This window comes from Bacillus sp. FSL M8-0166 (genome assembly GCF_038008825.1).
Taxonomy (GTDB): Bacteria; Bacillota; Bacilli; order Bacillales; family Bacillaceae; genus Bacillus; species Bacillus safensis.
Genome location: NZ_JBBOZZ010000001.1, coordinates 461290 through 485085, shown reverse-complemented (window position 1 = coordinate 485085; position 23796 = coordinate 461290). Strand labels below are relative to the sequence as shown.

At 42.0% G+C, this 23796-nt stretch carries 24 protein-coding genes; 4 read left to right on the top strand and 20 right to left on the bottom strand.

Going from position 1 to position 23796, the window contains the following annotated elements:
- Positions 1-3 precede the first annotated feature (3 nt).
- Positions 4-933, top strand: a complete 930-nt coding sequence (locus NSS92_RS02700) for a Na/Pi symporter (protein ID WP_340866863.1) — start codon at positions 4-6, stop codon at positions 931-933.
- A gap of 41 nt (positions 934-974) precedes the next feature.
- Here NSS92_RS02700 and mtaB read toward each other — a convergent pair whose 3' ends face one another.
- The 12 genes from mtaB to gpr all read right to left on the bottom strand — a co-directional run bounded on the left by mtaB (position 975) and on the right by gpr (position 14951).
- Complete coding sequence (gene mtaB, locus NSS92_RS02695; RefSeq protein ID WP_340869898.1) at positions 975-2333, bottom strand: tRNA (N(6)-L-threonylcarbamoyladenosine(37)-C(2))-methylthiotransferase MtaB; 1359 nt, start codon at positions 2331-2333, stop codon at positions 975-977.
- The gene (locus NSS92_RS02690; protein ID WP_340866862.1) at positions 2333-3103 is read right to left on the bottom strand and encodes a 16S rRNA (uracil(1498)-N(3))-methyltransferase; all 771 of its coding nucleotides are present in this window, start codon (positions 3101-3103) and stop codon (positions 2333-2335) included. Before NSS92_RS02690 ends, mtaB begins: the two co-directional genes overlap by 1 nt.
- Positions 3104-3126: 23 nt before the next feature.
- Positions 3127-4062, bottom strand: a complete 936-nt coding sequence (gene prmA, locus NSS92_RS02685; RefSeq protein WP_267587294.1) for a 50S ribosomal protein L11 methyltransferase — start codon at positions 4060-4062, stop codon at positions 3127-3129.
- A 22-nt stretch (positions 4063-4084) separates the two neighbouring features.
- Positions 4085-5218: a molecular chaperone DnaJ gene (gene dnaJ, locus NSS92_RS02680; protein WP_024427952.1), complete on the bottom strand. Its 1134-nt coding sequence runs from the start codon at positions 5216-5218 to the stop codon at positions 4085-4087.
- A gap of 165 nt (positions 5219-5383) precedes the next feature.
- Positions 5384-7222, bottom strand: a complete 1839-nt coding sequence (gene dnaK, locus NSS92_RS02675; protein WP_034280107.1) for a molecular chaperone DnaK — start codon at positions 7220-7222, stop codon at positions 5384-5386.
- A 24-nt stretch (positions 7223-7246) separates the two neighbouring features.
- Positions 7247-7804 carry a nucleotide exchange factor GrpE gene (grpE, locus tag NSS92_RS02670; RefSeq protein WP_267587292.1) on the bottom strand — a complete coding sequence of 186 codons (558 nt, stop codon included), beginning with the start codon at positions 7802-7804 and terminating at the stop codon, positions 7247-7249.
- Positions 7805-7867: 63 nt separating this feature from the next.
- Positions 7868-8899 carry a heat-inducible transcriptional repressor HrcA gene (gene hrcA / locus NSS92_RS02665; RefSeq protein ID WP_003217350.1) on the bottom strand — a complete coding sequence of 344 codons (1032 nt, stop codon included), beginning with the start codon at positions 8897-8899 and terminating at the stop codon, positions 7868-7870.
- Positions 8900-8980: 81 nt separating this feature from the next.
- Positions 8981-10120, bottom strand: a complete 1140-nt coding sequence (hemW, locus tag NSS92_RS02660; protein WP_340866860.1) for a radical SAM family heme chaperone HemW — start codon at positions 10118-10120, stop codon at positions 8981-8983.
- A gap of 114 nt (positions 10121-10234) precedes the next feature.
- Complete coding sequence (gene lepA, locus NSS92_RS02655) at positions 10235-12073, bottom strand: translation elongation factor 4 (protein ID WP_144471135.1); 1839 nt, start codon at positions 12071-12073, stop codon at positions 10235-10237.
- Between the two features lie 141 nt (positions 12074-12214).
- Complete coding sequence (locus tag NSS92_RS02650; protein ID WP_340866859.1) at positions 12215-12547, bottom strand: YqxA family protein; 333 nt, start codon at positions 12545-12547, stop codon at positions 12215-12217.
- A gap of 13 nt (positions 12548-12560) precedes the next feature.
- Positions 12561-13769 (bottom strand): stage II sporulation protein P, encoded by a 1209-nt coding sequence (locus NSS92_RS02645; RefSeq protein WP_025092944.1) that lies wholly within the window; start codon positions 13767-13769, stop codon positions 12561-12563.
- 66 nt (positions 13770-13835) lie between these two features.
- Positions 13836-14951, bottom strand: a complete 1116-nt coding sequence (gene gpr, locus NSS92_RS02640; protein ID WP_024423041.1) for a GPR endopeptidase — start codon at positions 14949-14951, stop codon at positions 13836-13838.
- Between the two features lie 198 nt (positions 14952-15149).
- Between gpr and rpsT the strand changes: the two genes are divergently transcribed.
- Positions 15150-15416 (top strand): 30S ribosomal protein S20, encoded by a 267-nt coding sequence (gene rpsT, locus NSS92_RS02635; protein WP_024423042.1) that lies wholly within the window; start codon positions 15150-15152, stop codon positions 15414-15416.
- A gap of 134 nt (positions 15417-15550) precedes the next feature.
- On the opposite strand, the gene holA is transcribed toward rpsT, so the two are convergent.
- Complete coding sequence (holA, locus tag NSS92_RS02630) at positions 15551-16570, bottom strand: DNA polymerase III subunit delta (protein WP_340869895.1); 1020 nt, start codon at positions 16568-16570, stop codon at positions 15551-15553.
- 237 nt (positions 16571-16807) lie between these two features.
- On the opposite strand from holA, the gene NSS92_RS02625 reads away from it, so the two are divergent.
- Positions 16808-16942 (top strand): YqzM family protein, encoded by a 135-nt coding sequence (locus NSS92_RS02625; RefSeq protein WP_340866858.1) that lies wholly within the window; start codon positions 16808-16810, stop codon positions 16940-16942.
- 39 nt (positions 16943-16981) lie between these two features.
- Here the strand turns inward: NSS92_RS02625 and NSS92_RS02620 are convergent, their stop codons facing one another.
- The 3 genes from NSS92_RS02620 to NSS92_RS02610 form a co-directional block, all read right to left on the bottom strand.
- Positions 16982-19309, bottom strand: a complete 2328-nt coding sequence (locus NSS92_RS02620; protein ID WP_340869892.1) for a DNA internalization-related competence protein ComEC/Rec2 — start codon at positions 19307-19309, stop codon at positions 16982-16984.
- Entirely contained in the window at positions 19302-19871 is a 570-nt protein-coding gene (locus NSS92_RS02615) for a ComE operon protein 2 (protein WP_039180075.1), read from the bottom strand. The genes NSS92_RS02620 and NSS92_RS02615 overlap by 8 nt, the downstream gene beginning before the upstream one ends.
- Positions 19872-19936: 65 nt before the next feature.
- On the bottom strand, positions 19937-20566 hold the full coding sequence (locus NSS92_RS02610) for a helix-hairpin-helix domain-containing protein (protein ID WP_267587287.1): 630 nt from the start codon (positions 20564-20566) through the stop codon (positions 19937-19939).
- A gap of 90 nt (positions 20567-20656) precedes the next feature.
- On the opposite strand from NSS92_RS02610, the gene comER reads away from it, so the two are divergent.
- On the top strand, positions 20657-21505 hold the full coding sequence (gene comER, locus NSS92_RS02605) for a late competence protein ComER (protein ID WP_267587286.1): 849 nt from the start codon (positions 20657-20659) through the stop codon (positions 21503-21505).
- A gap of 48 nt (positions 21506-21553) precedes the next feature.
- On the opposite strand, the gene NSS92_RS02600 is transcribed toward comER, so the two are convergent.
- From NSS92_RS02600 to NSS92_RS02585, 4 genes are read right to left on the bottom strand one after another with little or no spacing between them, the layout of a single operon-like run.
- Complete coding sequence (locus tag NSS92_RS02600) at positions 21554-22297, bottom strand: class I SAM-dependent DNA methyltransferase (protein ID WP_267587285.1); 744 nt, start codon at positions 22295-22297, stop codon at positions 21554-21556.
- Complete coding sequence (gene rsfS / locus NSS92_RS02595) at positions 22294-22650, bottom strand: ribosome silencing factor (RefSeq protein ID WP_003217467.1); 357 nt, start codon at positions 22648-22650, stop codon at positions 22294-22296. The genes NSS92_RS02600 and rsfS overlap by 4 nt, the downstream gene beginning before the upstream one ends.
- Before the next feature lie 13 nt (positions 22651-22663).
- Entirely contained in the window at positions 22664-23227 is a 564-nt protein-coding gene (yqeK, locus tag NSS92_RS02590; protein WP_340866857.1) for a bis(5'-nucleosyl)-tetraphosphatase (symmetrical) YqeK, read from the bottom strand.
- Complete coding sequence (locus tag NSS92_RS02585) at positions 23217-23786, bottom strand: nicotinate-nucleotide adenylyltransferase (protein ID WP_267587283.1); 570 nt, start codon at positions 23784-23786, stop codon at positions 23217-23219. Before NSS92_RS02585 ends, yqeK begins: the two co-directional genes overlap by 11 nt.
- Between the last annotated feature and the right edge of the window lie 10 nt (positions 23787-23796).

The following is a 23796-nucleotide window of genomic DNA, read 5'->3' as shown; positions in this document are numbered from 1 at the left end:
TCTATGATGGCGATCATTTATTTTTGTGCACTTATTTTCATTTTTTTATGGTCAATGGGTTTGCTGAGAAAAGGATTAATGGCGCTTGCGTCGTCTCGTATTGAGAAATCACTTCTTCTCTTTACAGATCACCCGGTAAAAGCATTCTTGGTCAGCATTGTGTTTACAGGGGTTCTACAAAGCAGTTCGGCATTTATGGTCATCGTCATCGGCTTTGTCAGTACTGGCATTCTCTCTTTTAAAAAATCGATCCCAATGATTCTTGGAACCAATATCGGCTCCACGTTTACGACAGAATTTATCGCCATTAAAATGGATGTCTTCATGTGGGTTATGATCATAGCCGGTCTTGTATGCATCCTTTTTGGCAGAACATCTTTTAGGCATGCAGGAAAAAGTTTATTTGGGCTCGGGATGATCTTTTTTTGCATACAAGGCTTTTCAAAAATTGCAGGGATGATGACAAGCCAGCCTGAGACATTGCGTTTTCTTGAAATGATGCAGCATTCAGACTGGACAGCGCTGCTTTCGGGTACCATTTTCACAGCGATTGTTCATTCGAGCTCGGTCTGTATCGGTATTTTAATGGGATTTATGAATGAGGGAACTGTGGCACTTCAGGAAGGCATCAGCTTTGTGTTAGGGTCCAATATTGGGACATGTATTACGGCTGTGATGGCTGCGATATCTGGAGGCTACGCAGCACGTCAAACGGCTTATGCACACGTCGTGTTTAATGTACTCGGGGTTCTTTTAAGCCTCCCGTTTCTCGCCCTGATCACAGAGGTTGTCGCCTTTCTCGCAAGCTCTCCTGCCCAGCAGATTGCGCATTTCAGCCTGCTGTTTAATGTGGCAAGCTCTCTCCTCTTCTTCCCATTCATACGCCCTTTTCACGCATTGATCTTGTGTCTCATGCCGAATCAGACAAAATAAAAGAAACCGGCTTGCCCTTTTGGCTGCCGGTTTTTTATCTTTTATGAGGTCATTCTCACTTTATCTGGCTGCACATCATCGCTGATGCGAACGAATTGTCCTTCGTTATAAGGATAACCCGCTTTCGTAATTTTCACTTTGACCAGACGTCCGATCATGTCCTCTGTCCCTTCAAAAACAACCTTCATATAGTTATCGGTATAACCAACATAAAGATTGTGGTTTCCTTCTTGTTCTTTGAAGGATTCTTCCGGAATAATCTCTAGCACCTCACCTTCGTATGCTGATGCATACTCTTTCGCAAGCTGGTCAGAAAGAGCGATCAAACGGTGGACACGTTCGTTTTTCACATTTTCATCTACTTGATCTTCCATTCTTGCAGCCGGGGTACCTGTACGTTTGCTGTAAGGGAAGACGTGCAGCTCAGAGAATTGATGGTCTTTGACAAAATTGTACGTTTCCAAGAACTCTTCTTCTGTTTCCCCAGGGAATCCAACGATTACATCAGAGGTGACAGCAAGTCCTGGCAATGCTTTTTTCAGCTTTGTTAAACGCTCTGCAAAGAATTCCATCGTATATTTACGGCGCATTCTTTTTAGCACAGTATTTGAGCCAGATTGAAGCGGGATGTGTAAGTGTCTGACAATTTTATCTGACTGATCAAGCACTTCAATCACTTCATCTGTAATTTGACTTGCTTCAATAGATGAAATACGGATTCGTTTTAAGCCAATGACACGTTTATCTAATTCTTTTAGAAGCTTTGCAAAGTTATAATCCTTTAAGTCTTCTCCGTATCCGCCTGTGTGAATACCTGTAAGCACAATTTCTTTATAGCCCGCATCAACAAGCTGCTGCGCTTGATTGATGACCTCTTCTGGATCACGAGAACGAAGAAGGCCGCGCGCCCAAGGAATAATGCAGAATGTACAGAAATTGTTACAGCCTTCTTGGATTTTTAATGAAGCGCGCGTTCTGTCTGTAAAGGCAGGAACATCTAGTTCTTCAAATACACGTGCTTTCATGATATTGCCAACCCCGTTGATCGGCTGTCTTTCTCTGCGGTATTCTTCAATATAGCCTAGTAATTTATGTCTGTCCTGTGTTCCAACCACAATATCAACACCAGGAATCGCCATGATTTCTGCTGGTGATGTTTGCGCATAGCAGCCCGTTACACAAATGACACCATCCGGGTTATGACGAATGGCTCTTCTAATGACTTGGCGGCTTTTCTTATCGCCTGTATTCGTGACCGTACATGTATTAATGACATATACGTCTGCTTTTGATTCATACTCTTTTCTTTCATAGCCTGCTTCTTTAAACAGCTGCCAGATCGCCTCTGTTTCATAGTGATTGACCTTACAGCCAAGTGTATGGAACGCTACTGTTCCCATCATGATTCACCTCTTAATAACTCTGTTTGATAAGATATAGCAGAAAGCGCATATAAAGGAGCGGTTTCCGTTCTTAAAATGCGTGGTCCAAGCCCGCAAATGACTGCACCAAGCGTTTCAAGCTCTTCAATCTCCTTTTCTGCCAAACCGCCTTCAGGGCCAAAAACCACTAGCAAGGTTTGTTCGCCTTTCATCTGTTGAAGCACAGTTTGAAAACGGCTCTGCTCTCCTTCTTTCGATGATTCTTCGTATGCAACGACACATTTATCGAATTCACCAGCTAATTGCGTCAGCTCTTTAAACGTTGATACTGAATAAACACGTGGAATGATATTCCGGTAGGACTGCTCGGCTGCTTCTTTCGCGATTTTCTCCCAGCGCTCTCGTTTTTTATGTGACTTTTTTTGGTCAAGCTTTGTAATAGAACGAGCCGCTTGAAACGGGATAAAAGCACTTGCGCCAAGCTCTGTGCCTTTTTGGATAATGAGCTCAAGCTTATCTCCTTTTGGAAGACCGCTTGCAATCGTCACCCTGATCGGAAGTTCTCTGTCCTGATTTGTCCAGCTTTCAAGGTGACAAATCACTTCTTCCTTTGTTATTGTATCAATTTTACTGAGCGCTTCAAAGCCGTCTATCGTTAAACAAAGGATTTCCTGCCCTGCTTTCATTCGCATGACATTGGAAAGATGATGTACATCTTCACCTTTTATAACGATAGCTCCCTTTGCAGTCACTTCTTCTTTCGTGAGGTCGATAAAATATCGTTGCATACGTGTCCTGACACCTACTCGCTTTATTTTTTCGCTATAATGCTGACCCAATCTTCCATTGACAGCACTTCAACAATGTCAAAACCTGCTTCTTCTAATGCTGTTTTGACTTGTAATTTCTTTTGTCCAATGATGCCTGATGTAATGAAATAGCCATCTTTCTTCAATAGGTCATAGGCTTGATCTGTAAAGCGTAAAATCACTTCTGCCAGAATGTTGGCGACAATCAAATCACGCTCACCTGAAATCCCATCAAGCAAGTTGTTTTGTTTGACCGCCACTTGTTCACTTACACCATTTAATTCGATGTTTTGCTTCGCACTTTCTACCGCAACGGTGTCGAGATCAAAGGCTTGAATATCCTTAGCACCAAGCATTGCTGCCGCCACACTTAAAATTCCAGAGCCTGTTCCAACATCAATCACCGTATCGTTTTCCTTCACATAACGCTCAAGCGCCTGAATGCAAAGGACGGTTGTAGGATGCGTACCTGTTCCAAATGCCATACCAGGGTCCATTTCAATAATCAGTTCATCAGAATGAACCGGTGTATATTCTTCCCACGTTGGAACGATGGTGAATTTTTCAGAGATTTTCACAGGATGATAGTATTTCTTCCATGCAGTGGCCCATTCTTCTTCATTTACTTCACAAATTGACAGTGTATTGCGTCCAAGGTCAATATCGTATAGAAGAAGGTTGTTGATGGCTTCTTTGATCTCATCTACCGTTTCCATCAAAAAGCTGTTCATTGGAAGATAGGCTTTGACAATGACACCTTCATCCGGATAGTCATTCGGATCGAGCTGGTAGATCTCACCGTATACATTTTCACGTTCCTTGACTAAATCAAGCGGGTCCTCAATCACGACACCACTTGCACCTGCTTCATGCAAAATATTGGTGATTGGTTCCACCGCTTCATTTGTTGTATGGACGCTAATTTCTGACCACTTCAATACTACCAACTCCTTATCCGTCTTACTCGCCTTTAAATGCACGTTTTACCTTATCGAAGAAGCTCATTTCTTGTTCGTCCGGTTTATTTCCGCTCACTTCAGCAAATTTTCTAATGATATCTTTTTGATTGTCTGTTAAATTTGTCGGTGTGACGACTCGTACAACGATATGCTGATCGCCTTGGCCGTAGCCGCGTACATTTTTCACACCTTTACCTTTGAGTCTAAATTTCGTGCCAGTTTGAGTGCCAGCAGGAACTTTTAATTTTACTTTTCCGTGTAATGTCGGCACTTCAATTTCGTCACCTAATGCAGCTTGGGCAAAGGTGAGCGGCATCTCGCAGTAAATGTCATCTCCATCACGTTCGAAGAATTCATGCGCACGCACATGGAACACAACAAATAGATCGCCTGGAGGTCCTCCATTTACACCTGGTTCTCCTTGACCAGACACTCTGAGCTGCTGGCCATCATCAACACCTGCAGGGATCGTCACGTTAATTTTCTTACGCTTACGCACTTTGCCAGATCCGCCGCATGTTGAACATTTATGATCAATTTGTTTCCCTGTTCCGCTGCAGTAGTTACATACTCTGCGGTTGACCACTTTACCAAATGGGGTTGACTGCTCAACATTTAATTGACCAGAACCGCCGCAATGTGAACAGGTTTTCGCCTGCGTCCCAGGCTTTGCACCTGATCCATGACATGTTTCACACGATTCTTCACGAGGGATTTCAATCGTGGCTTCTTTCCCAAATGCCGCTTCTTCAAACGAAAGCGTCATTGTATATTGCAGGTCCGCTCCTTGGCGCGGTGCATTTGGATCTCTTCTTCTGGCCCCGCCGCCAAAAATACTAGAGAAGATATCATCAAAGCCGCCGAAGCCGCCAAAGTCTCCTCCTCCGCCAAAACCGCCGCCACCAAAGCCTTGGTTTGGATCGGTATGACCGAACTGGTCATAATGCGAACGTTTTTGATCATCAGAAAGGGTTTCATAGGCTTCTTTTACTTCTTTGAATTTCTCATCTGAGCCAGCTTCTTTATTAATATCAGGGTGATACTTTTTTGAAAGCTTGCGGTATGCCTTTTTGATTTCGTCCTTTGAGGCGCTCTTACTTACGCCAAGCACTTCATAGTAATCACGCTTACTCATCTCTTCACACTCCCGATTTTCTCACATAAATACGATTGTATCATTTTGATTTAACCTTTTTCAATTCCTTTCATCGTTGAAAAGAAAAAAAGTCAAAGCCAAGAGATCCTGACTTTGACTTTCTGACGAGTACGTTTCAGCAGTCTTTTTCAAAAGTAAAGGTGATTATTTTTTCTCTTGATCGTCGTTTACTTCTTCGTATTCTGCATCCACTACATTGTCATCTGCTTTTTGAGCACCTTCAGCGCCTTCTTGCTGAGCTTGTGCTTGTTTTGCAGCTTCTTCATAGAGCTTTGTCGTTAATTCTTGAACGATTGTTTGCAGCTCATCTTTTTTCGCTTTGATGTCTTCAAACTCGCCTTTTTCGATCGCAGCTTTTAGTGCATCTTTCGCGTCGTTTGCTTTTTTCACTTGCTCTTCATCGATTTTGCCTTCTAGATCTTTTAATGTTTTTTCAGTTGTAAACACTAATTGATCTGCTTCGTTGCGCACTTCGATTTCTTCTTTTTTCTTCGCATCTGCTTCAGCATTTTCTTCAGCTTCTTTGACCATTTTTTCGATCTCATCATCAGAAAGACCTGAAGAAGATTTGATTGTGATGTTTTGCTCTTTGCCTGTACCCATATCTTTCGCACGTACGTTGACAATACCGTTTTTATCGATATCAAAAGATACTTCGATTTGCGGTACGCCGCGTGGTGCTGGCGGGATATCAGTCAATTGGAAGCGGCCTAATGTTTTGTTATCTGCAGCCATTGGGCGCTCACCTTGCAGGACATGGATATCTACAGCTGTTTGGTTGTCAGCAGCCGTTGAGAATACTTGAGATTTACTTGTTGGAATTGTTGTATTACGTTCAATCAGCTTCGTGAATACGCCGCCCATTGTTTCAATTCCTAAAGAAAGTGGTGTTACGTCAAGAAGAACAACGTCTTTGACATCTCCTGTGATCACTCCACCTTGGATCGCTGCACCAAGTGCAACAACTTCATCAGGGTTTACACCTTTATGAGGCTCTTTGCCTGTTTCTTTTTTGATTGCTTCTTGTACTGCAGGAATACGAGTTGATCCACCAACAAGGATGACTTTATCAATCTCGCTAGCAGATAAACCAGCATCTTTCAGTGATTGACGTACAGGTGTCATTGTACGCTCTACAAGATCTGCAGAAAGCTCTTCGAATTTAGCACGCGTTAACGTTAATTCAAGGTGAAGAGGTCCTGCTTCTCCAGCTGTGATAAATGGCAGTGAGATTTGTGTAGAAGATACACCAGAAAGATCTTTTTTCGCTTTTTCAGCAGCATCTTTTAAACGCTGAAGCGCCATTTTATCTTTAGAAAGATCAATGCCATTTTCTTTTTTGAATTCAGCCACTAGGTGATCAATGATGACTTGGTCAAAATCGTCTCCACCTAGACGGTTGTCCCCAGCAGTTGAGCGCACTTCAAAGACGCCGTCTCCAAGCTCAAGGATCGATACGTCAAATGTACCGCCGCCAAGGTCGTATACAAGAATCGTTTGATCTTCTTCTGTTTTATCTAAACCATATGCAAGTGCAGCTGCTGTTGGTTCGTTGATGATACGTTCTACTTCAAGACCAGCAATTTTACCAGCATCTTTCGTTGCTTGGCGTTCTGCATCGTTGAAGTAAGCAGGAACTGTGATAACAGCTTTTGTTACTTCTTCGCCAAGATAGCTTTCAGCGTAAGATTTAAGGTGCTGAAGAATAATCGCAGAGATTTCCTGCGGTGTATAGTTCTTGCCTTCAACTTCTACTTTATAATCTGTACCCATATGTCTTTTAACAGACATGATCGTGTTCGGGTTTGTAATTGATTGACGTTTTGCTACTTCACCCACTTGGCGCTCTCCGTTTTTAAAAGCGACAACAGATGGTGTTGTACGTGCTCCTTCAGCGTTTGCAATGACTTTTGGCTCGCCGCCTTCAAGTACTGCAACACATGAGTTTGTTGTTCCTAAGTCAATCCCAATGATTTTACTCATATTCGATGACCTCCCATTATGTAGTTATTGATTTACTTTTACCATTGATGGACGAATAACTCGGTCTTTGAGTTTATAGCCCTTTTGCAATTCTTCTACAACGATATTTGAATCGTAGTTTTCATCTTCAACTTGCATGACGGCTTGATGAAGGTTTGGATCGAACTCTTTGCCGACAGCTTCAATTGGTTCTACGCCTTCATTTTTCAACGCTTCTACCAGCTGGCGGTAAACCATTTGCATTCCTTCTAACAAACTTTTCGTCTGATCATTGTCTGGATCAATTCCAAGCGCTCTTTCAAAGTTATCAAGAGCTGGGAGAAGATCACTGACAACATGTTGAGAACGATATTTTTGCACGGTCTCCACTTCAGTTCGAGCACGGCGTTTATAGTTTTCAAAATCTGCTTGAACACGCAGAATTTTGTTTTCTTTTTCATCTAGAAGCTGCTGCAATTCATCGATTTTTTCTTGGAAGGCAGACTGTTCATCATGTGTTACTTCCTCAGTATCTGCTTGAACTGCTTCTTCTTGTGCTTCAACCTCTGCTTCTTGCTCAGGTGTCTGTTTTTCTTCTGACATTGTGTTCACCTCCCTCAAAAGATTCAAAAATACGAAGGGGCAGTGCCCCTATCTTTTATCACCTTACTCATCATACAAATTGGAAAGTGCGTTTGACAAGTCTTTTGATACATGATGCAAGAGACTGACAACCCGTCCGTAATCCATACGGGTTGGACCGATGACGGCAATGGAGCCGAGTGATTTTTGATCAATCGAATAAGTGGCTGTAATTAAACTGCAGTTCTCCATTGCTTCCAAATTGTTTTCTGAACCGATTTTAATGGTGATTCCTTGCTGATTTGGATGAAACAGCTGCATGACATCATTCTTTTGCTCAATAAGCATCATGAGTGAACGGATGCGGTCTATGTCATGAAACTCTGGCTGATTCAACATATTAATCTTCCCGCCAAAGAAAAGTTTTGATTCATTTTGAGTCGATGTAAATGTATTGCCGAGCGCATCTAAAATATGATCATAATCTTTTAAATGCGTACGTAGAAGCATCACAACTTCTTTATACATTCTGTCCTTCAGCTGATCCATCGGAACTCCGGCTAGGCGGCTGTTTAAAATATTCATCAGCTTCTCAATATCGGAGACATCGAGATGCTCAGAGAAGGTAATGGTTTTGTTTTCAACATGTCCGCTGTCTGTAATCATGATCGCCACTGCTTTGTTTGGCTGAACAGGGACAAGCTGAATTTGCTTTAATCGATTTTCACTTAGCTTTGGACCAAGCACAATCGATGTATAGTTTGTGAGATCTGATAAAATTTCCGCCGATTTTTGAACTGTCTTTTCCAGCTCAAAAATTTTCTCCTGAAAGGCCGACTGGATGAGCACAAGCTCTTTAGACGACAGTTTTCGCGGAGAGAGCAAATGATCTACATAATAACGATATCCTTTTTCGGAAGGAATTCTTCCTGATGAAGAATGGGTCTTTTCAATAAAACCAAGTTCCTCCAAATCAGCCATTTCGTTTCTAATCGTCGCAGAGCTGAATGTAATGTCTTCTTTTTTAGAAAGAGTCCTTGATCCAACTGGCTGCGCCGAACGAATAAAGTCATTAATGATGACTTGCAGAATCAAAAGCTGACGATTTGTTAACATCATCATCACCCCTGTTAGCACTCTCTTTCAACGAGTGCTAATTGTATAAACAAAATTACCAAACTCAAATTAAAATGTCAATTATAACTCACCGAGAAACGCTTGAAATACTTCATTCCCTAACAATTTTCCTTTTCTTGTTAAACGAATCCCCATGTCATCTTTTACAATGAGGCCTTTTTCTTCTAATTCTTCAAGAACAGTGGAAAAAAGAGCTTCAGGTGCAGCACCATATTTTACTTGGAAATCAGCGCTTTTCACCCCTTCAATCTTACGAAGACCTAAAAACATTTCTTCTTCTATCTGCTCTTCTTTTGTAACCTGGTGTGTTTCCTTATACGGGAACCCTGTTTGATCAATCAGCTCCAAATAATGTTTCACCGGACCTGCGTTCACATTTCGGATGCCATCTACATACCCGTGTGCACCTGCACCAAAACCGAAGTAATCTTCATTGCTCCAATAGGTTAGGTTATGCTGGCTTTCAAAGCCAGGTTTGGCGTAATTGCTAATTTCATACTGCTTTAATCCATGGTGCTCCATTTCATCCATCACAAGCTCATACATTTCAGCCTCGCGTTCTTGCGGCGGTAAATGAAGTTTTCCTTTTTGCATTAAGTTGTAAAAAACGGTTTTCGGCTCGACGATGAGTGAGTAAACCGAATAATGCTCTGCCCCCAGCGAGAAAGCCGTCTCAAGTGAATTCATCACATGATGCTTTTCTTGATGCGGCAAGCCAAACATGAGATCGAGGCTAATATTGTCAAATCCAACGGCTCTAGCTCGCTCAAAGGACGTAAGGACATCCTTCTTTTGATGAACTCGTCCGATTTTTTTGAGTAAATCGTCTTCAAAGGTTTGAACGCCAAAGCTCAGCCGATTCACGCCGGCTGCCTTAAGCACTTGCAGTTTTTCAAGCGATAATTCGTCTGGGTTTGCTTCTACTGCAAATTCAATTAGGTTTTTTGTCGGCTTTAATACGCGATGAATGCTGTTCATGAGCTTGTCTAACTGGCTGACGGTCAGTGATGTCGGGGTTCCCCCGCCAATAAAGATCGTCTTTAGTTCCTGCTCGCCTTTTTGCTCGATCGTGTGCTGCATCTCTTTCTCAAGAGCCGCTAAGTATTCATCGACTGGCTGTGTTTTAATGAAAAATTTATTGAAATCACAATAGTGGCAAATGTGCTCACAAAATGGAATGTGAATGTATGCTGCTTTCATTTGATGACACCTTCTTTACAGGTAAAGAGCCGCAGTTTATCGCTGCGGCGCCTTTGTTTGTTTTCGACTATAAACGTCAAGGCGGACATTGTAAAGCAGGTTGCCTTGAGAATGTTATTTTTTCGGTGTGCTGTCGTCCATCTTCAGCACGGCCATAAATGCTTCTTGCGGGACTTCAACAGAGCCCACTTGCTTCATGCGCTTTTTCCCTTCTTTTTGCTTCTCAAGAAGCTTTCTTTTCCGGGAAATATCTCCACCATAACATTTAGCAAGTACGTTTTTACGCATCGCTTTAATGGTAGAACGAGCAACGATTTTTTGACCGATTGCTGCTTGAATCGGTACTTCAAAGTGCTGGCGTGGAATCAGTTCTTTTAGCTTTTCTACGATGATCTTGCCTCGTTCATATGCGTAATCGCGGTGAACGATAAAGGAAAGGGCATCGATTTTTTCGCCATTTAGCATGATATCCATCTTCACTAACGTCGATGGACGGTAGCCAATCAGCTCATAATCAAAGGACGCATAGCCTTTTGTGCTGGACTTTAGCTGATCAAAGAATTCGTATACGATCTCTGCCAAAGGAATTTCGTACACGATGCTCACGCGGTTCGCATCAAGATACTGCATATCAATGAAATGTCCGCGCTTTCCTTGGCAAAGCTCCATCACAGAGCCTACATAATCATTCGGCACCATCATTGTTGCTTTTACGTATGGTTCTTCAATTCGCTCAATCTTTTGCGGATCAGGCAGATTGGACGGATTATCTACGACGATTTTTTCTCCATCTGTCATATAGACATCGTAAATAACACTTGGCGCTGTCGTAATCAGATCAATTTTAAATTCACGTTCAATCCGTTCTTGGATGATTTCCATATGAAGCATTCCAAGGAACCCGCAGCGGAAACCGAAGCCAAGTGCTTGGGATGTCTCTGCCTCATATTGAAGTGAAGAATCATTTAGTTCAAGCTTTTCTAATGCTTCACGTAAATCGTTGTATTTCGCTGTATCAATTGGATAAAGTCCGCAGTACACCATTGGGTTTAGCTTTCTGTATCCTGGCAGTGCTTCTTTCGCAGGGTTCTCCGCACTAGTGATCGTATCCCCTACACGTGTATCACCGACATTTTTAATCGCAGCGGTTAAGTAGCCAACATCTCCAACGGTGAGTTCGTCTGTTGGCATGGCTTTTGGTGTGAAAACGCCGACTTCAAGTACTTCAAATTCTTTACCCGTCGCCATCATTTTAATTTTCTGACCAGGTCTGACGGTTCCTTCAACAATTCGTATGTACGCAATAACGCCGCGATACGCATCGTAGAGAGAATCAAAAATAAGGGCTTGAAGTGGTGCTTCTGGATCTCCAGCGGGAGCCGGCACCTTTTCAACGATTTGTTCTAAAATATCCTCAATTCCAATACCCGCCTTAGCAGAGGTAAGAACAGCTTCAGACGCATCCAACCCGATGACATCTTCAATTTCTTCTCTTACACGCTCAGGCTCTGCACTTGGCAGATCGATTTTATTGATAATGGGAAGAATTTCTAAGTTGTTATCAAGAGCTAAATAAACGTTCGCAAGTGTCTGTGCTTCAATTCCTTGTGCTGCATCTACTACGAGAATCGCACCCTCACAGGCAGCTAGGCTTCGAGATACCTCATAGGTGAAGTCGACATGCCCTGGTGTATCAATCAGGTGCATGATATATTCTTCTCCATCCTTCGCCTTATACTTCAGCTGGACAGAGTTTAATTTAATCGTTATGCCGCGTTCACGCTCTAAATCCATGGAATCAAGCAATTGTTCTTTCATTTCCCGTTGAGTAATCGCCGCTGTTTTTTCCAAAATACGGTCCGCCAATGTGGATTTCCCATGGTCAATATGGGCGATAATGGAGAAATTTCGAATTCTTGATTGCCGTTCTAATCGTTTTTCTTTATCTGTCACAATCTATCACTCCTACTATAAAACGCGGGTTGCGCTAGGTTAGATTATATCAATAGGGCTGTAAAGATTCAATCGAAATCAAGAAAAGCCGCTCATCGGTCAGCGGCTTTGATCAAAAGGGTGATATCTCATGAAATTCGTTTATTTCCCATTTACCCAATCATAAAGAGAACGGGCTGCATGTGTCATGCCATCAGATAGGGCTTTTCCTGCCTTGGAAAAGGCATTAAAGCCCTCTATTTCCTCCAGCTGTTTTTGTTTTTCGGCAAGATCCTTTTCTGTAACAGCCGTTCCTAAGATAGAAGCTTCCTTCTCTTCATTGTCGTTCATTTGAATGGAGAAAGCTCCTTTTAATTGCGGATCATGGTAGCCCTTCATTTGCAGCATGCCATTATTCGCTTGCTGCATTCCTAAAAAGACACCAAACAGCAAGACCAAGCCTAACATAATGGTTTTTCCAATAAATGAGCCCATATCCGTCACCACCTTAAGAGCGTTTTTTCTCATCCTTTGCTTTGCCATCCACCTTTTCCGCGTCCCAGAAAATGTCGCTGAACACATCAGCTGCTGCATTGGATGCATTTCTTAATTCTTCCATATTATTGTCCACTCCGCCAAATTCTAAAAGAAGGGCTTTGTCGGATAAATCTTGATTATAGATTCCATTATCACCAATTTCTCCTTTGGCAAACACACCGACACTAAGACCTTTATATTTTTTCTCCATCAAATGGTGGAACTCTGTCGCAAGCTTCAAGTTTTTCTCATAGCTTTGATTCTTCTTCCCAACAACAAACGCAATTCTCGCATATTTCTTCCCTTTGATTTCGACAGTCGTATCTTTCTTTCTTCTTGAGTCCCGGTGAATATCAATTAAATAATCGAGGTCATCATTTTTCGCTAAGGCTTCTTTCACGACCAATCTTGATTCATTATAAGACTGCGGATACTTTAATCCTTTTTTCACCAGCCTTTTTTCAATTTCCGTTTTGTCGACTGTATTGCCGATTCCTTGCTGATCAAGTGCCTTTCCAAACATGTCGCCGACAAGGGTGACATTCACTTTTGAATGCCGTGCATTATTTGGATTCGTTTCTCCTTTTAAAAATGGTAAATATGATTCCGTGTTATGTGTGTGATAAATGTACACAGCTTTTCGTTTTCCTGTTGACCGGTCCGGTTCTTTGGCAGGCTTTTTCGGCGTATCATCATCGAGCTTGTCCAGCTCAGCCAAATTTGCTTCTTTTTCATCTTGGATCACTTCACTAGGCGGCGGCGATTCCATTGGCATATTGGTATAGTCTGTTCCTTCACCCGCTAAGATGATTTTCGTATCAAAATGTTCAAAACCTGGGAGTTCTCTTCCTAGGAAACTGCGCGGGTCTTCTAAATTAATACTGGTTGCAAGCTTCAGTGACAGCCCAGAGAAATGAAATCCTTTTTGATCTTCTGGAACTGCTGAGGCGAAATATTGGTTTTCCATGCCCATTAATGTGGCAAAAAATGCGCCAGAGAGCTCATCTGCTACACCATATAACGAAGCTTGCGGCCTCAGCTCGGGTTTTAAAGAGGTCAAAGCCCCTGACATCACAAACACCACAACAAGAGAGGCAATAAATAAAAATATGCTTTTTACTACTTTCGTTCCATTAATCGCAACGACCAACTGTCGAGGACGGCGGGGTCTTTTTTTCATGATTTACTCCCTCCAGCACGCTTTCTAGTAATTACACTATGAGCGAGCTAGAGAAAGTAGAACCGATTAATGATTATATGAACCCATGTTATCTTGAGTGATTTTTTGATGAAGCGCTGTGTTTAATCCGTTGGCGAGTACGTTTGCCATATCATCAATGAATGTATCTACTTCCTTAGGCGTGACCATTAAATTTTGCCCGAGCGGCGCAAGCACTTCATGGATCAGCTGCCTTTTCTCTTCTTCAGGAAGGGTTCCTACGATGCCTAAGAATGATTGACGCGTTTCCTCATCTGGCAAGTCTTCTTCGTTAAGCACTTTTTTCTTCCCGAATGTCAAACCAGCGGGCACAAGAGAGCGGGACGGCCGGTCATCTTTCAGTTCTCTACCAAAATGCTTTAAGACATAATCAATTGTGTCACTTGCAATGGTTACTGCATCCACCACTGTCGGAACGCCAATCGCAATCACTGGAATGCCCAATGTTTCTTTGCTTAATTCTTTTCGCTTATTCCCTACACCAGAACCGGGATGGATGCCTGTATCAGAGATTTGAATGGTTGTATTCACTCGTTCCACCGCACGAGCAGCAAGGGCATCGACCGCAATGACAAAATCAGGCTTAGACCGTTCAATCACACCTTGGATAATGTCACTTGTTTCAATACCGGTCAGTCCCATCACCCCTGGAGACAAAGAGGAAACCGGGCGATAGCCTTCCTGAACATTTTCCGGCTGCAATTCAAAGAGATGGCGGGTCACAAGCAGGTTTTCAACGGTGAGAGGACCTAGTGCATCTGGCGTGACATTCCAGTTTCCCAGTCCTACTACAAGGCAGCTCGCATCAGCCTGAATGCCTCTGTCTTTTAAAAACTGAGCAAAATGATGAGCAAAGACTTCGACGACTTTTTCTTGCATCTCAGAGTCTTTCTCCCGAATGCCTTGTGCCTCAAACGTCAAGTATGTCCCTGCCTTTTTGCCGGTCAGCTCCTCCCCTTCTTTCGTGATTTCCACAGTACGTATGCGGATGCCTTGCTCTTCTTTTTCCTTTTCGACAATCCCTTGGATCCCGTCCTTTTTGACGACATTCGGATCGTTCTCTTGTTCTAGTATCTCTTTTGTTTCAACAGCTAGGTCTGTCCGGATTTGATAAACGCTTAAATCGAGTTTCTGTTTCTCCATAAAAAGACTCCTTCCACCAAGTAATTAACAGTAGTCTTTCCATCTCTTTAAAGAAACATTCGAGCACGTCATCAATGAAAAATACTTTACATTTATATTGCATTCTATAGGTGTGTTTGATAGAATACAATTTGTTCTATTGTGAAGATTTAACCTTAAGACAATTGTGTTTAGGTTGTATCTTAGGAGGTGAAACACATGCCAAATATTAAATCAGCGATCAAACGTACAAAAACGAATAACGAACGCCGTGCACATAACGTAACAATCAAGTCTGCGATGCGTACTGCGATTAAACAAGTTGAAGTTTCTGTAGCTAACAACGATGCTGAGCAAGCAAAAGCTGCTCTTGCTTCTGCTGCAAAACGCATTGACAAAGCCGTTAAAACTGGTCTTGTACACAAAAACGCAGCTGCGCGTTACAAATCAAGACTTGCTAAACAAGTAAACGGACTTTCTGCATAATGTTTGCAACGCCTCAGTGATGAGGCACCTGTTTAACTGTACGTCCGTCCTGACCGGCCCAGCCATAAGGACAGACTGGCAATTATACATCTAAACAAAAACGACCCTCTTTTTAGAAGGTCGTTTTTTTATGTTCAAGCGCCTAACAATCGAAGCAAGAACAATTCTAACAGCAGCTGCTTGTCCTTTTTACCCGTTTTCATTTCATAATCAATCGTTGAAAGCTCTTTGACGATCTGCCTGAGCTCTTCTTCTGAAAACAGTCTTGCCTGATCCATCGCAAGTTTGACCCGGAATGGGTGGACTTTTAGATTTGAAGCAATTTGTTTTTGTCCATATCCTTGCTGAGCGAAGTACTTCGTCTGCAAAATCAATCGAAATTGAGTGGAAATGAGCGCTAATATTTTAATGGGTTCCTCATTTTGCTTTAGCAGGTCATAAAACATCTGCATGGCCTCAGAGCGGCGTCTGTTTACAATTTGATTAATCAGCTCAAAAATATTTTGCTCTAAGCTTCTTGCAACGAGCTGATTGACATCCGCTAACTCAATTTCCTCCCGCTCTCCAATATATGTACTTAGCTTACGAATCTCTTGGAATAGAGAGGATAGACTCCCGCCGCATAGCATCACAAGCTGCTCAGCCGCTTCAGATGTAATCGTCTTTCCTTCTGTCTTCACCAGTGTGATGGTGAAATCAGTTGTTTCTTTTGAATTTAACTCTTTCGCCTCAACGACAGCAGCTTTCTTTTTTAGCAATTTGGTGATTTTTTTACGCTCATCCAGCTTTTCATATGGTGCTAATAGCACGAGAATGGTATAGGGCGCTGGCTTTTCTAAATAAGCTTCTAACACAGAAAGCTCATGCTCGATCTTCTCCTTTTTCTTTTCAGCTGTAAGAAAATAAGGATTCTTGATCACGACGAGACGCCTTTCTCCCATAAACGGAAATGTTTCTGCATCTGTCACAGCCTGTTCAAGCGGCACCTCTTCCATATCGAAGATGGAGTAATTAAAATCCTTCGTTTCTTCGTCTACAACAGCTTGTCTCAATTTAGCAGCGGTTTCTTGCAGTAAATATGTTTCTTTCCCATATAAGCAATAAACGGGATGGATATCCCCTTTTTTTAAATTGTTCCATACCTCAAAGACCATCAATTGAATCCCTCTCTTTCACTTCCTCCTCTATCCTAAAGTGTGTGAAGACATTAGTAAAGAGGAAGCTGAAAGTGCCGCCTCCTCATTTATAGTAAACGTCCGGCGCAAGCTCCCGGGTCAGCCTGCTGTCAGACGATATTCATAAAATGATCATGAAAATGGAAAACGGTTACTTTACCTTCTAGCAATTCCAAATGAGTTCAAGTATACTAAAATTAGCCAGGAGGGATGAAAATGAATGAATTTGAAAAAAATGTACAAAGCAAGCGGAATGATGTGACCGACTCAGCTGTTGGTTTTATCATCACATTCGGATTTTTCGCCTCAATGTTTATTTTGGCAACCATTATACACCTCGTTGGATCTTAACTTCATGAAGGTTACATGACTGCCATTTTGGCAGTTTTTTTATTGATTTTGTAAGATATCATATGGAGGATGAGTGTAAAACGTTCCTTCCTCATCGAGAAATTCATACGTCACGCTCCCATCGATATCTGTACGATACACCTTCATTTGCTCGTCCTTTAATTTTTTCAATACTTCCTGATGTGGATGCTGATAACGATTGCGTTCACCTGCTGAAATGAGTGCATGTGAAGGCTTGAGATGCTGAAGCCATTCTTCGCTTGTTGACCCTTTACTCCCGTGATGTCCAACCTTTAAGACATCTGCCCGCAGATGAGGAAAGGCTTCTATCATGTCTCGCTCCCCTTCTTGTTCAAGATCTCCAGTGAGCATAAACCGCTTTCCCCCAAGAGTAAATGTCAAAACGAGTGAATCATTATTTTTACTTGTTATCCGATCACGCGACGGATGAAGAACCTCAAATATTTGCTCTCCAATCTGAAGCTGATCTCCTCTCTCTAATTCATCAATCATAATCCCTTGATCAGCTGCTTCTTTTAACAGCTCCGCATCCTCTGGACTCCGGGCAAAGCCTTTTGGTATAGCCAGCCGCTTTACTTTATTTCGCTTGATTAATCGAACCGCTTCTCCCATATGGTCTTGATCCGCATGCGTAAGTATCAGGACATCAAGTTTCGCTATACCTTTAGAATGCAGAAACGGGATCAGCGTTTGATCACCGATCGAAGAAACCTTACGTCTTTTTTTCCACGGTTCTTCTTCAAAAGAAAGTCTGCCCCCTGTATCCACAAGCAGGTGCCCCTTTCGATAGGGCAGCTGAATAAACAAACTATCCCCCTGTCCTACATCCAGCATCGTAACTTCCCCTTTTTCGAAAAAATTCGGAGTGAAATAGTGTGCACTCAAAACTCCAATGAGAAAAAGGATCGGCACAGCATAGGATGTCACAGAAGTTTTGCACTCCATCACAAATAGGAGAACTATTAAGGCGCTCACCTCAAGAAGAATATGCCACCAAGCAGACTTCATAAAAATCAAGTTGAATCCATCAAAAACAGCCATATAGGCTGACAATTGATGACTAATCTGGATCACCGAATCAAGCAGCTGAAACAATGTTTGTCCAAGCGGAAGATAAACGATAGCGAAAAGAAAAAAGAGTAAGGATAGTGGCATGACGACCGTCGTATAAAAAGGAACAAATATCATGTTCAAAGGAACGCTCAGCAAAGAAAATTGATGAAAATGATATAAAAGAACAGGGAGCGAAGCAAGCTGTGCAATGAAGGAAATAAGGAATAATTGCATGACTGAATTTTTTGCTTTCGATAAAATGCTAGTCGATAATAAAATAAAAAACGTCACCACGAACGAAAGCTGAAATCCGATATCGAATAAATAAAGAGGATGAATTGCTAATAAGAATAAAAACGTAACGCTTAATACCACAGCTGAAGGCTGTTTCATTTCTTTTGGCAGACTAGTCATCACTAAATAGATTCCTGCCATGAGACAAGCTCTTAAAACAGATGGTGCAGCACCTGTCAAACAAGCATAAACAGGAAGAAAGCATAATAAGAGAATACGTGCAGTCTCTCTTGTCACGCCTGCACGAAGGAGGCACCAAAATAAACACGCAAGAAGCGTTTGCACATGCAATCCTGAGATCGCTAGTAAATGAATAATGCCGAGCATTTGATAATCTCTTAATGTCTCAGGGTCTATCAACTCACGTTCGCCAAAAATAAGTGCCTGTACAATGCCAACAGAGTGTTTTGGCACATGATCCTCTAAAAATTTCAAACCCTTTTGCCTCATTGCTTGAAGGTAATAGGAAGAACCATCTTTTTTTGTACAGTTTTTGATCGACTGTGGCAGGAAAATGGCGTCAATGCCTTTTGTCTTTAAAAATTGATCGTATTGAAACCCGTTAGGAATGGTTGCGTGTTTTGCTGGGCGAACTTCACCTGTCATGTGACAGCTCATACCAGGTTCTACATCTTTTAATGCCTCCTTTTCACGCTCAGTTTGAATTGTATAAAAAGTGGCTAGTCGTTCATGGTCTGTTGATACAGTCGCTGAAAAACGATTGCCATCTGTTTTCGGAATGCTTTCAATCACAACGGAACCAGAAAGGAGTTTTTCTTGTGCGGGTTGATCCGCTTCAAGAGACTCATGAACCATAAAAATGAGTGTATAGACAGCCCCGCATAGGCTGACCATTAAAAAGAACTGTGGGGCTTTTTTCAGCAGGCTGAGAAGCAATATGATGAGAAGAAAGAGAAGGAAATACATATGAAGATGATATGCAGCCAGAGCAATTCCAACAGCTGCTGAAATTGCCCCAAACGGCAAATATTTAAACATAGGAAGTAAATAGTTGATTCGCCTTCTCATGCATATCGCGAATTTCTGTTTCGCTAAGTCCTGATTCACTCAGCTTCCCAATTAAATCTGCAACAAAGGCCAATTTTTCTTGATTTTTTAAGTCGATGATCATTTCATCTAATTCAACTTGCTCCGTTTGAACACCCGCCTGCTCGAATAAATCAACGGCATATGGGTGATTTTTATAATCCTTTGCATAGTACACTGTTCGTATGCCCGCTTGAATGATGGCTTTACAGCACTGTAAACAAGGGAAATGCGTGACATATATTTCAGCATCAGCTGTAGGTGCACCAAATTTAGCACATTGTAAAATAGCGTTCATTTCTGCATGGATGGTGCGAACACAGTGATGATCAATGACATAGCATCCTACATCCGCACAATGAACATCACCGGCAATGGAGCCATTGTACCCCCCTGCAATAATGCGCTTGTCCCTTACGATGGTCGCCCCAACAGCTAACCGCTCACAGGTGCTTCGTAAAGCAAGCAAATGGCTTTGTGCCATAAAATATTGATTCCATGAAATTCTTTCCACGAGCTGATCCCTCCAGAATGATGGTTGATATTAAGTGTACATGCCTTTCTTCTATACCGTCAATTCTACTTCACGGTCAATTGACTTTTCAGCCGTTCAATCGTCTTTTCCCCAAAACCTGAAATGTTTCGCAAGTCTTCAATTTGTTGAAATTCTCCGTGTTCCTCTCTATACGAAATAATGGCTTCGGCCTTAGCTGGTCCTATGCCGTTAATGGTTTGCAATTCGGCTGCATCGGCCTGATTGACATTCACACCCTGACTCTTTTCAATACCTGATGATGCATCAGCTGATGCTGTTTGCGTCTCTTTCTCCGCTTCCCCCTGCTTCCGAACATAAATCATCATACTATCCTCTAATTTTGCTGCTTGGTTGATTTCAATTGTGTCTGCTTTGCTGGTAAAACCTCCTGCTCTTTGAATTGCTTCTTCTACCCGTGCATCAGGTTGAAACGTATAAACACCTGGTTTTCTTACAGCTCCTTTGACCTCTACAAAAATCGTTGATGGCTCTTTTTCTGTCTTTTCTTGTTTGTCTTCTAATGTGACTTGTATGTCTTTATTTCCCTTCAATACACTTGGTTCTCTGCTGCCCTCCCCTTTTCCAATGAAAAAGAAGAAACTGATGATGATCACAACCATGAGCCCAGCTGCAAGATAAAGACTGTATTTTTTTAATGGAATGAGTCGTTTCACTTGCTCACGCTTCTTTCAATCATATTTTTCTACTGCTCAACATACTGTTTAGAAGATAACAGATCCTACGCGTCTAAGGAGGGAGAACGTTTGAATATAGGGTTAATCGGTACAGGAAACATGGGTACCATACTTACTGAGGCATTTATTGAATCAAAAGCAGTCAATCCCTCATCAATCACCATTACAAACCGAACCATTGAAAAAGCGTTCAATATAAAAAAGAACCATCCAGAGCTTGAAGTAACGAAACAGCTTTCAGGTGCTGTCATGAATAAAGATTTCATTTTTGTTTGTGTCAAACCACTTGATATTTATCCACTTTTAAAAGAGCTGAGCCCTCTTTTAACGGAGCAGCAAACTATTGTCATTATTACAAGTCCGGTTCATCCTGAACAGCTTCAGGATATCGTTCCATGTCAAACAGCCAGGCTGATTCCAAGCATTACAAACCGCGCTTTATCAGGTGCATCACTTTTAACTTTTGGTTCATCATGCAATGCCGCGACGAAAACAGCGTTAAGACAGTTAGCTTCGTGCATTTCAACACCAATTGAGATCCATCATTCAATTACAAGAGCGGCTTCCGATATTGTCAGCTGCGGACCTGCTTTTATCAGTTTTCTCGTTCAGAAAATGATTGAAGCGGCCGTAGAAGAAACGGATATTTCTAAAGAAGAAGCCACCACCTTATCAGAAGATATGCTTGTTGGACTTGGCCGTTTGATTGAAAAAAGAGTCTATACCCTTCCGACACTGCAAGACAAAGTATGTGTGAAAGGCGGCGTCACTGGTGAAGGCATTAAAGCACTTGAAGCAGGTGTGCAAGATATGTTTCACCGTCTCTTTCAAAACACCCATGAAAAATTTGATGAAGATTTAGAAGCAGTTGCGCATCAATATCCACCAAGTGTGTTCACTGATGATCGCAGAAATTAATCATCTTTGCAATAAGCGAAAAAAGGGTTTTAAAAAACCATCGTTCTATTAAACGATGGTTTTTGGTTTCTTAGCTGAGATGAAATATCTTTCGGCGAATTCACCGGGGGCTTCATTTGTAAAATCAGCGGTCACTTCTATATGTTCAAAGCCAGCGGACTCGAGGAACGCTGCATATGTTTCAAATGGAAATGTGCGCTGTTCATGTGTCTCATCATAACGCTGATACATGTCTCCGTCCTTTACAAAAAAGCTTAAATCATGAATGACCGAATACATGTCATCCCCTTTATCGCTCTGCCAAATATAGCTGATCTCTTCATCTTGATCTGCAAAAGTCGAACCCGGGAATACCTCTTCCACTTTATAAGGCGTATGAACATCAAAAAGTAAAACCCCATCTGCCTCTAAAAGCTGAAACATGTTTTTAAAGGTTTTTTTGACGTCATTTTCGTTTTTTAAGTAATTCAGGGAATCACAGCAAATAACGGCTGCCTGGAAGGCTTGCTCAAAGCCCGTAACCTCTCTCATATCTTGATGTAAAAATTGAATCGACTGGTTTTTCGCCTGCGCTTTTTGCTGCGCGAAGGCCAGCATTTCTTCACTAAGGTCAATTCCTGTGACCTTGTGGCCCTTTTCAGCTAACCGAAGAGAAATCTCTCCAGTTCCACAGCCTACATCGATGATGGCTGCATTCGGCTTAATATACTGCTGGATCCACTGAACCCATTCATCATAAGGTGCATGTGTCATGAGCTCGTCATACACACCTGCAAACCCTTGATAAATCATGAGTTAATGCCAAGTGAAAGCGTTTCTCTCGGCGCATCTCCCCATAGCTTTTCTAGATTGTAGTATCCTCTTTCTTCTTTGTGGAACACATGGGCAATGACATCACCTAGGTCAATCAATACCCATCTTGCTTCATCAAAGCCTTCCATCTTCTTCACTTCAATTCCACTTTCCTCTGCAAGATGTTTTACTTCTCTTGCAATGGCTTGCACTTGTTTATCAGAATTTCCGTGACAAATGAGGAAATAATCTGCAACAAGTGAGATTCCTTGCATATTAAGGGCAATAATATCCTCAGCCCGTTTATCATCGCATGCTCCTGCTGCGACGTTTAAAATTGATGATGAATCCATCCAAAATTCCTCCTTAGTTGTTCTTATGCACAAGCGAGTTGTAAGTAGCAAGCGTATCTGGAAAGACTGGCTGATTCTTTTTCATTAGAAAACTGATGGTGTTTTTTAATGATTGGATCAGTGCGCGATCTAGATCATGCTCTGCTAACTCCCTTACTTCTTCGACACCAGGGAAATGACGTCCTGGTTCAATATAATCTGCGACATAAATGACTTTTTCAAGTAAAGTCATGTCTGGTCTGCCGGAAGTATGAAATTCAATGGCTGTTAACACATCTTGATCGTCAATTCCAGCTTCCTTTTTGACCAAATAGGCACCAACCGGGGCGTGCCAAAGCTCTGGCGAATATTCAAGCAATAAAGGGTTCATCTTCTCTTGCTCGATAATCCCCTTCATTTCTTCCTTTGGTCTAAATTTCGCATAATCATGAAAAATAGCGGCGATCTCTGCTTTTTTCACATCTGCACCGAACCGTTCCGCTAATGAAATGGCTGTCTCCATGACTCCAAGTGTATGTGTATATCTATGCTCTGTTAACTGCTCTTTGACACAGTTCAATGCTTCTTCACGATTCATATAAATGATGCTCCTTTATATAACGCTCAACAGCTTTCGGAATCAAATAATCGACAGGTTTCCCCTGCTCTATTCGCTGCCTAATCAATGTCGATGATACATCAAAAGCTGGAACATCTGCAAATAAAAGAGGATATGCCGTACTTCCAACGTAACCTGGTCTTTTCATTCCAATAAAGGTGATCATTTGAAGCAAATCATCGATCCGATGCCATTTTGGCAAATACTCGACCATATCCGCTCCTATCATAAAAAAGAACTGATCTTCTGGATGACGCTTCTTTAACAGATCGACTGTATCTACCGTATAAGACGGACCCTCCCGCTCCATTTCAATGAGCTCGAGCCGAAAATATGGATTTGACTGAATCGCTTCCTCCACCATTTTTATCCGGTGATGACTATCTGCTCGTTTCCGTCCTGTTTTATGAGGAGGCATATGGTTTGGGATAAACCAAATTTCATCAAGCCCCACTTGAATCCGTACCTCACTTGCCATCAGCAAATGCCCGTTATGGGGAGGATCAAACGTACCGCCGAACAATCCTATTTTTTTCATATCACATCCA

What these genes read in the sequence shown, in the direction of transcription:
- NSS92_RS02700 (WP_340866863.1), top strand. Translation starts at nt 4, where the DNA reads ATGATGGCGATCATTTATTTTTGTGCACTTATTTTCATTTTTTTATGG.
- mtaB (WP_340869898.1), bottom strand. Translation starts at nt 2,333, where the DNA reads ATGGGAACAGTAGCGTTCCATACACTTGGCTGTAAGGTCAATCACTAT.
- NSS92_RS02690 (WP_340866862.1), bottom strand. Translation starts at nt 3,103, where the DNA reads ATGCAACGATATTTTATCGACCTCACGAAAGAAGAAGTGACTGCAAAG.
- dnaJ (WP_024427952.1), bottom strand. Translation starts at nt 5,218, where the DNA reads ATGAGTAAGCGTGATTACTATGAAGTGCTTGGCGTAAGTAAGAGCGCC.
- dnaK (WP_034280107.1), bottom strand. Translation starts at nt 7,222, where the DNA reads ATGAGTAAAATCATTGGGATTGACTTAGGAACAACAAACTCATGTGTT.
- grpE (WP_267587292.1), bottom strand. Translation starts at nt 7,804, where the DNA reads ATGTCAGAAGAAAAACAGACACCTGAGCAAGAAGCAGAGGTTGAAGCA.
- hrcA (WP_003217350.1), bottom strand. Translation starts at nt 8,899, where the DNA reads ATGTTAACAAATCGTCAGCTTTTGATTCTGCAAGTCATCATTAATGAC.
- hemW (WP_340866860.1), bottom strand. Translation starts at nt 10,120, where the DNA reads ATGAAAGCAGCATACATTCACATTCCATTTTGTGAGCACATTTGCCAC.
- NSS92_RS02650 (WP_340866859.1), bottom strand. Translation starts at nt 12,547, where the DNA reads ATGGGCTCATTTATTGGAAAAACCATTATGTTAGGCTTGGTCTTGCTG.
- NSS92_RS02645 (WP_025092944.1), bottom strand. Translation starts at nt 13,769, where the DNA reads ATGAAAAAAAGACCCCGCCGTCCTCGACAGTTGGTCGTTGCGATTAAT.
- gpr (WP_024423041.1), bottom strand. Translation starts at nt 14,951, where the DNA reads ATGGAGAAACAGAAACTCGATTTAAGCGTTTATCAAATCCGGACAGAC.
- rpsT (WP_024423042.1), top strand. Translation starts at nt 15,150, where the DNA reads ATGCCAAATATTAAATCAGCGATCAAACGTACAAAAACGAATAACGAA.
- holA (WP_340869895.1), bottom strand. Translation starts at nt 16,570, where the DNA reads ATGGTCTTTGAGGTATGGAACAATTTAAAAAAAGGGGATATCCATCCC.
- NSS92_RS02625 (WP_340866858.1), top strand. Translation starts at nt 16,808, where the DNA reads ATGAATGAATTTGAAAAAAATGTACAAAGCAAGCGGAATGATGTGACC.
- NSS92_RS02620 (WP_340869892.1), bottom strand. Translation starts at nt 19,309, where the DNA reads ATGTTTAAATATTTGCCGTTTGGGGCAATTTCAGCAGCTGTTGGAATT.
- NSS92_RS02600 (WP_267587285.1), bottom strand. Translation starts at nt 22,297, where the DNA reads ATGATTTATCAAGGGTTTGCAGGTGTGTATGACGAGCTCATGACACAT.
- rsfS (WP_003217467.1), bottom strand. Translation starts at nt 22,650, where the DNA reads ATGGATTCATCATCAATTTTAAACGTCGCAGCAGGAGCATGCGATGAT.
- yqeK (WP_340866857.1), bottom strand. Translation starts at nt 23,227, where the DNA reads ATGAATCGTGAAGAAGCATTGAACTGTGTCAAAGAGCAGTTAACAGAG.
- NSS92_RS02585 (WP_267587283.1), bottom strand. Translation starts at nt 23,786, where the DNA reads ATGAAAAAAATAGGATTGTTCGGCGGTACGTTTGATCCTCCCCATAAC.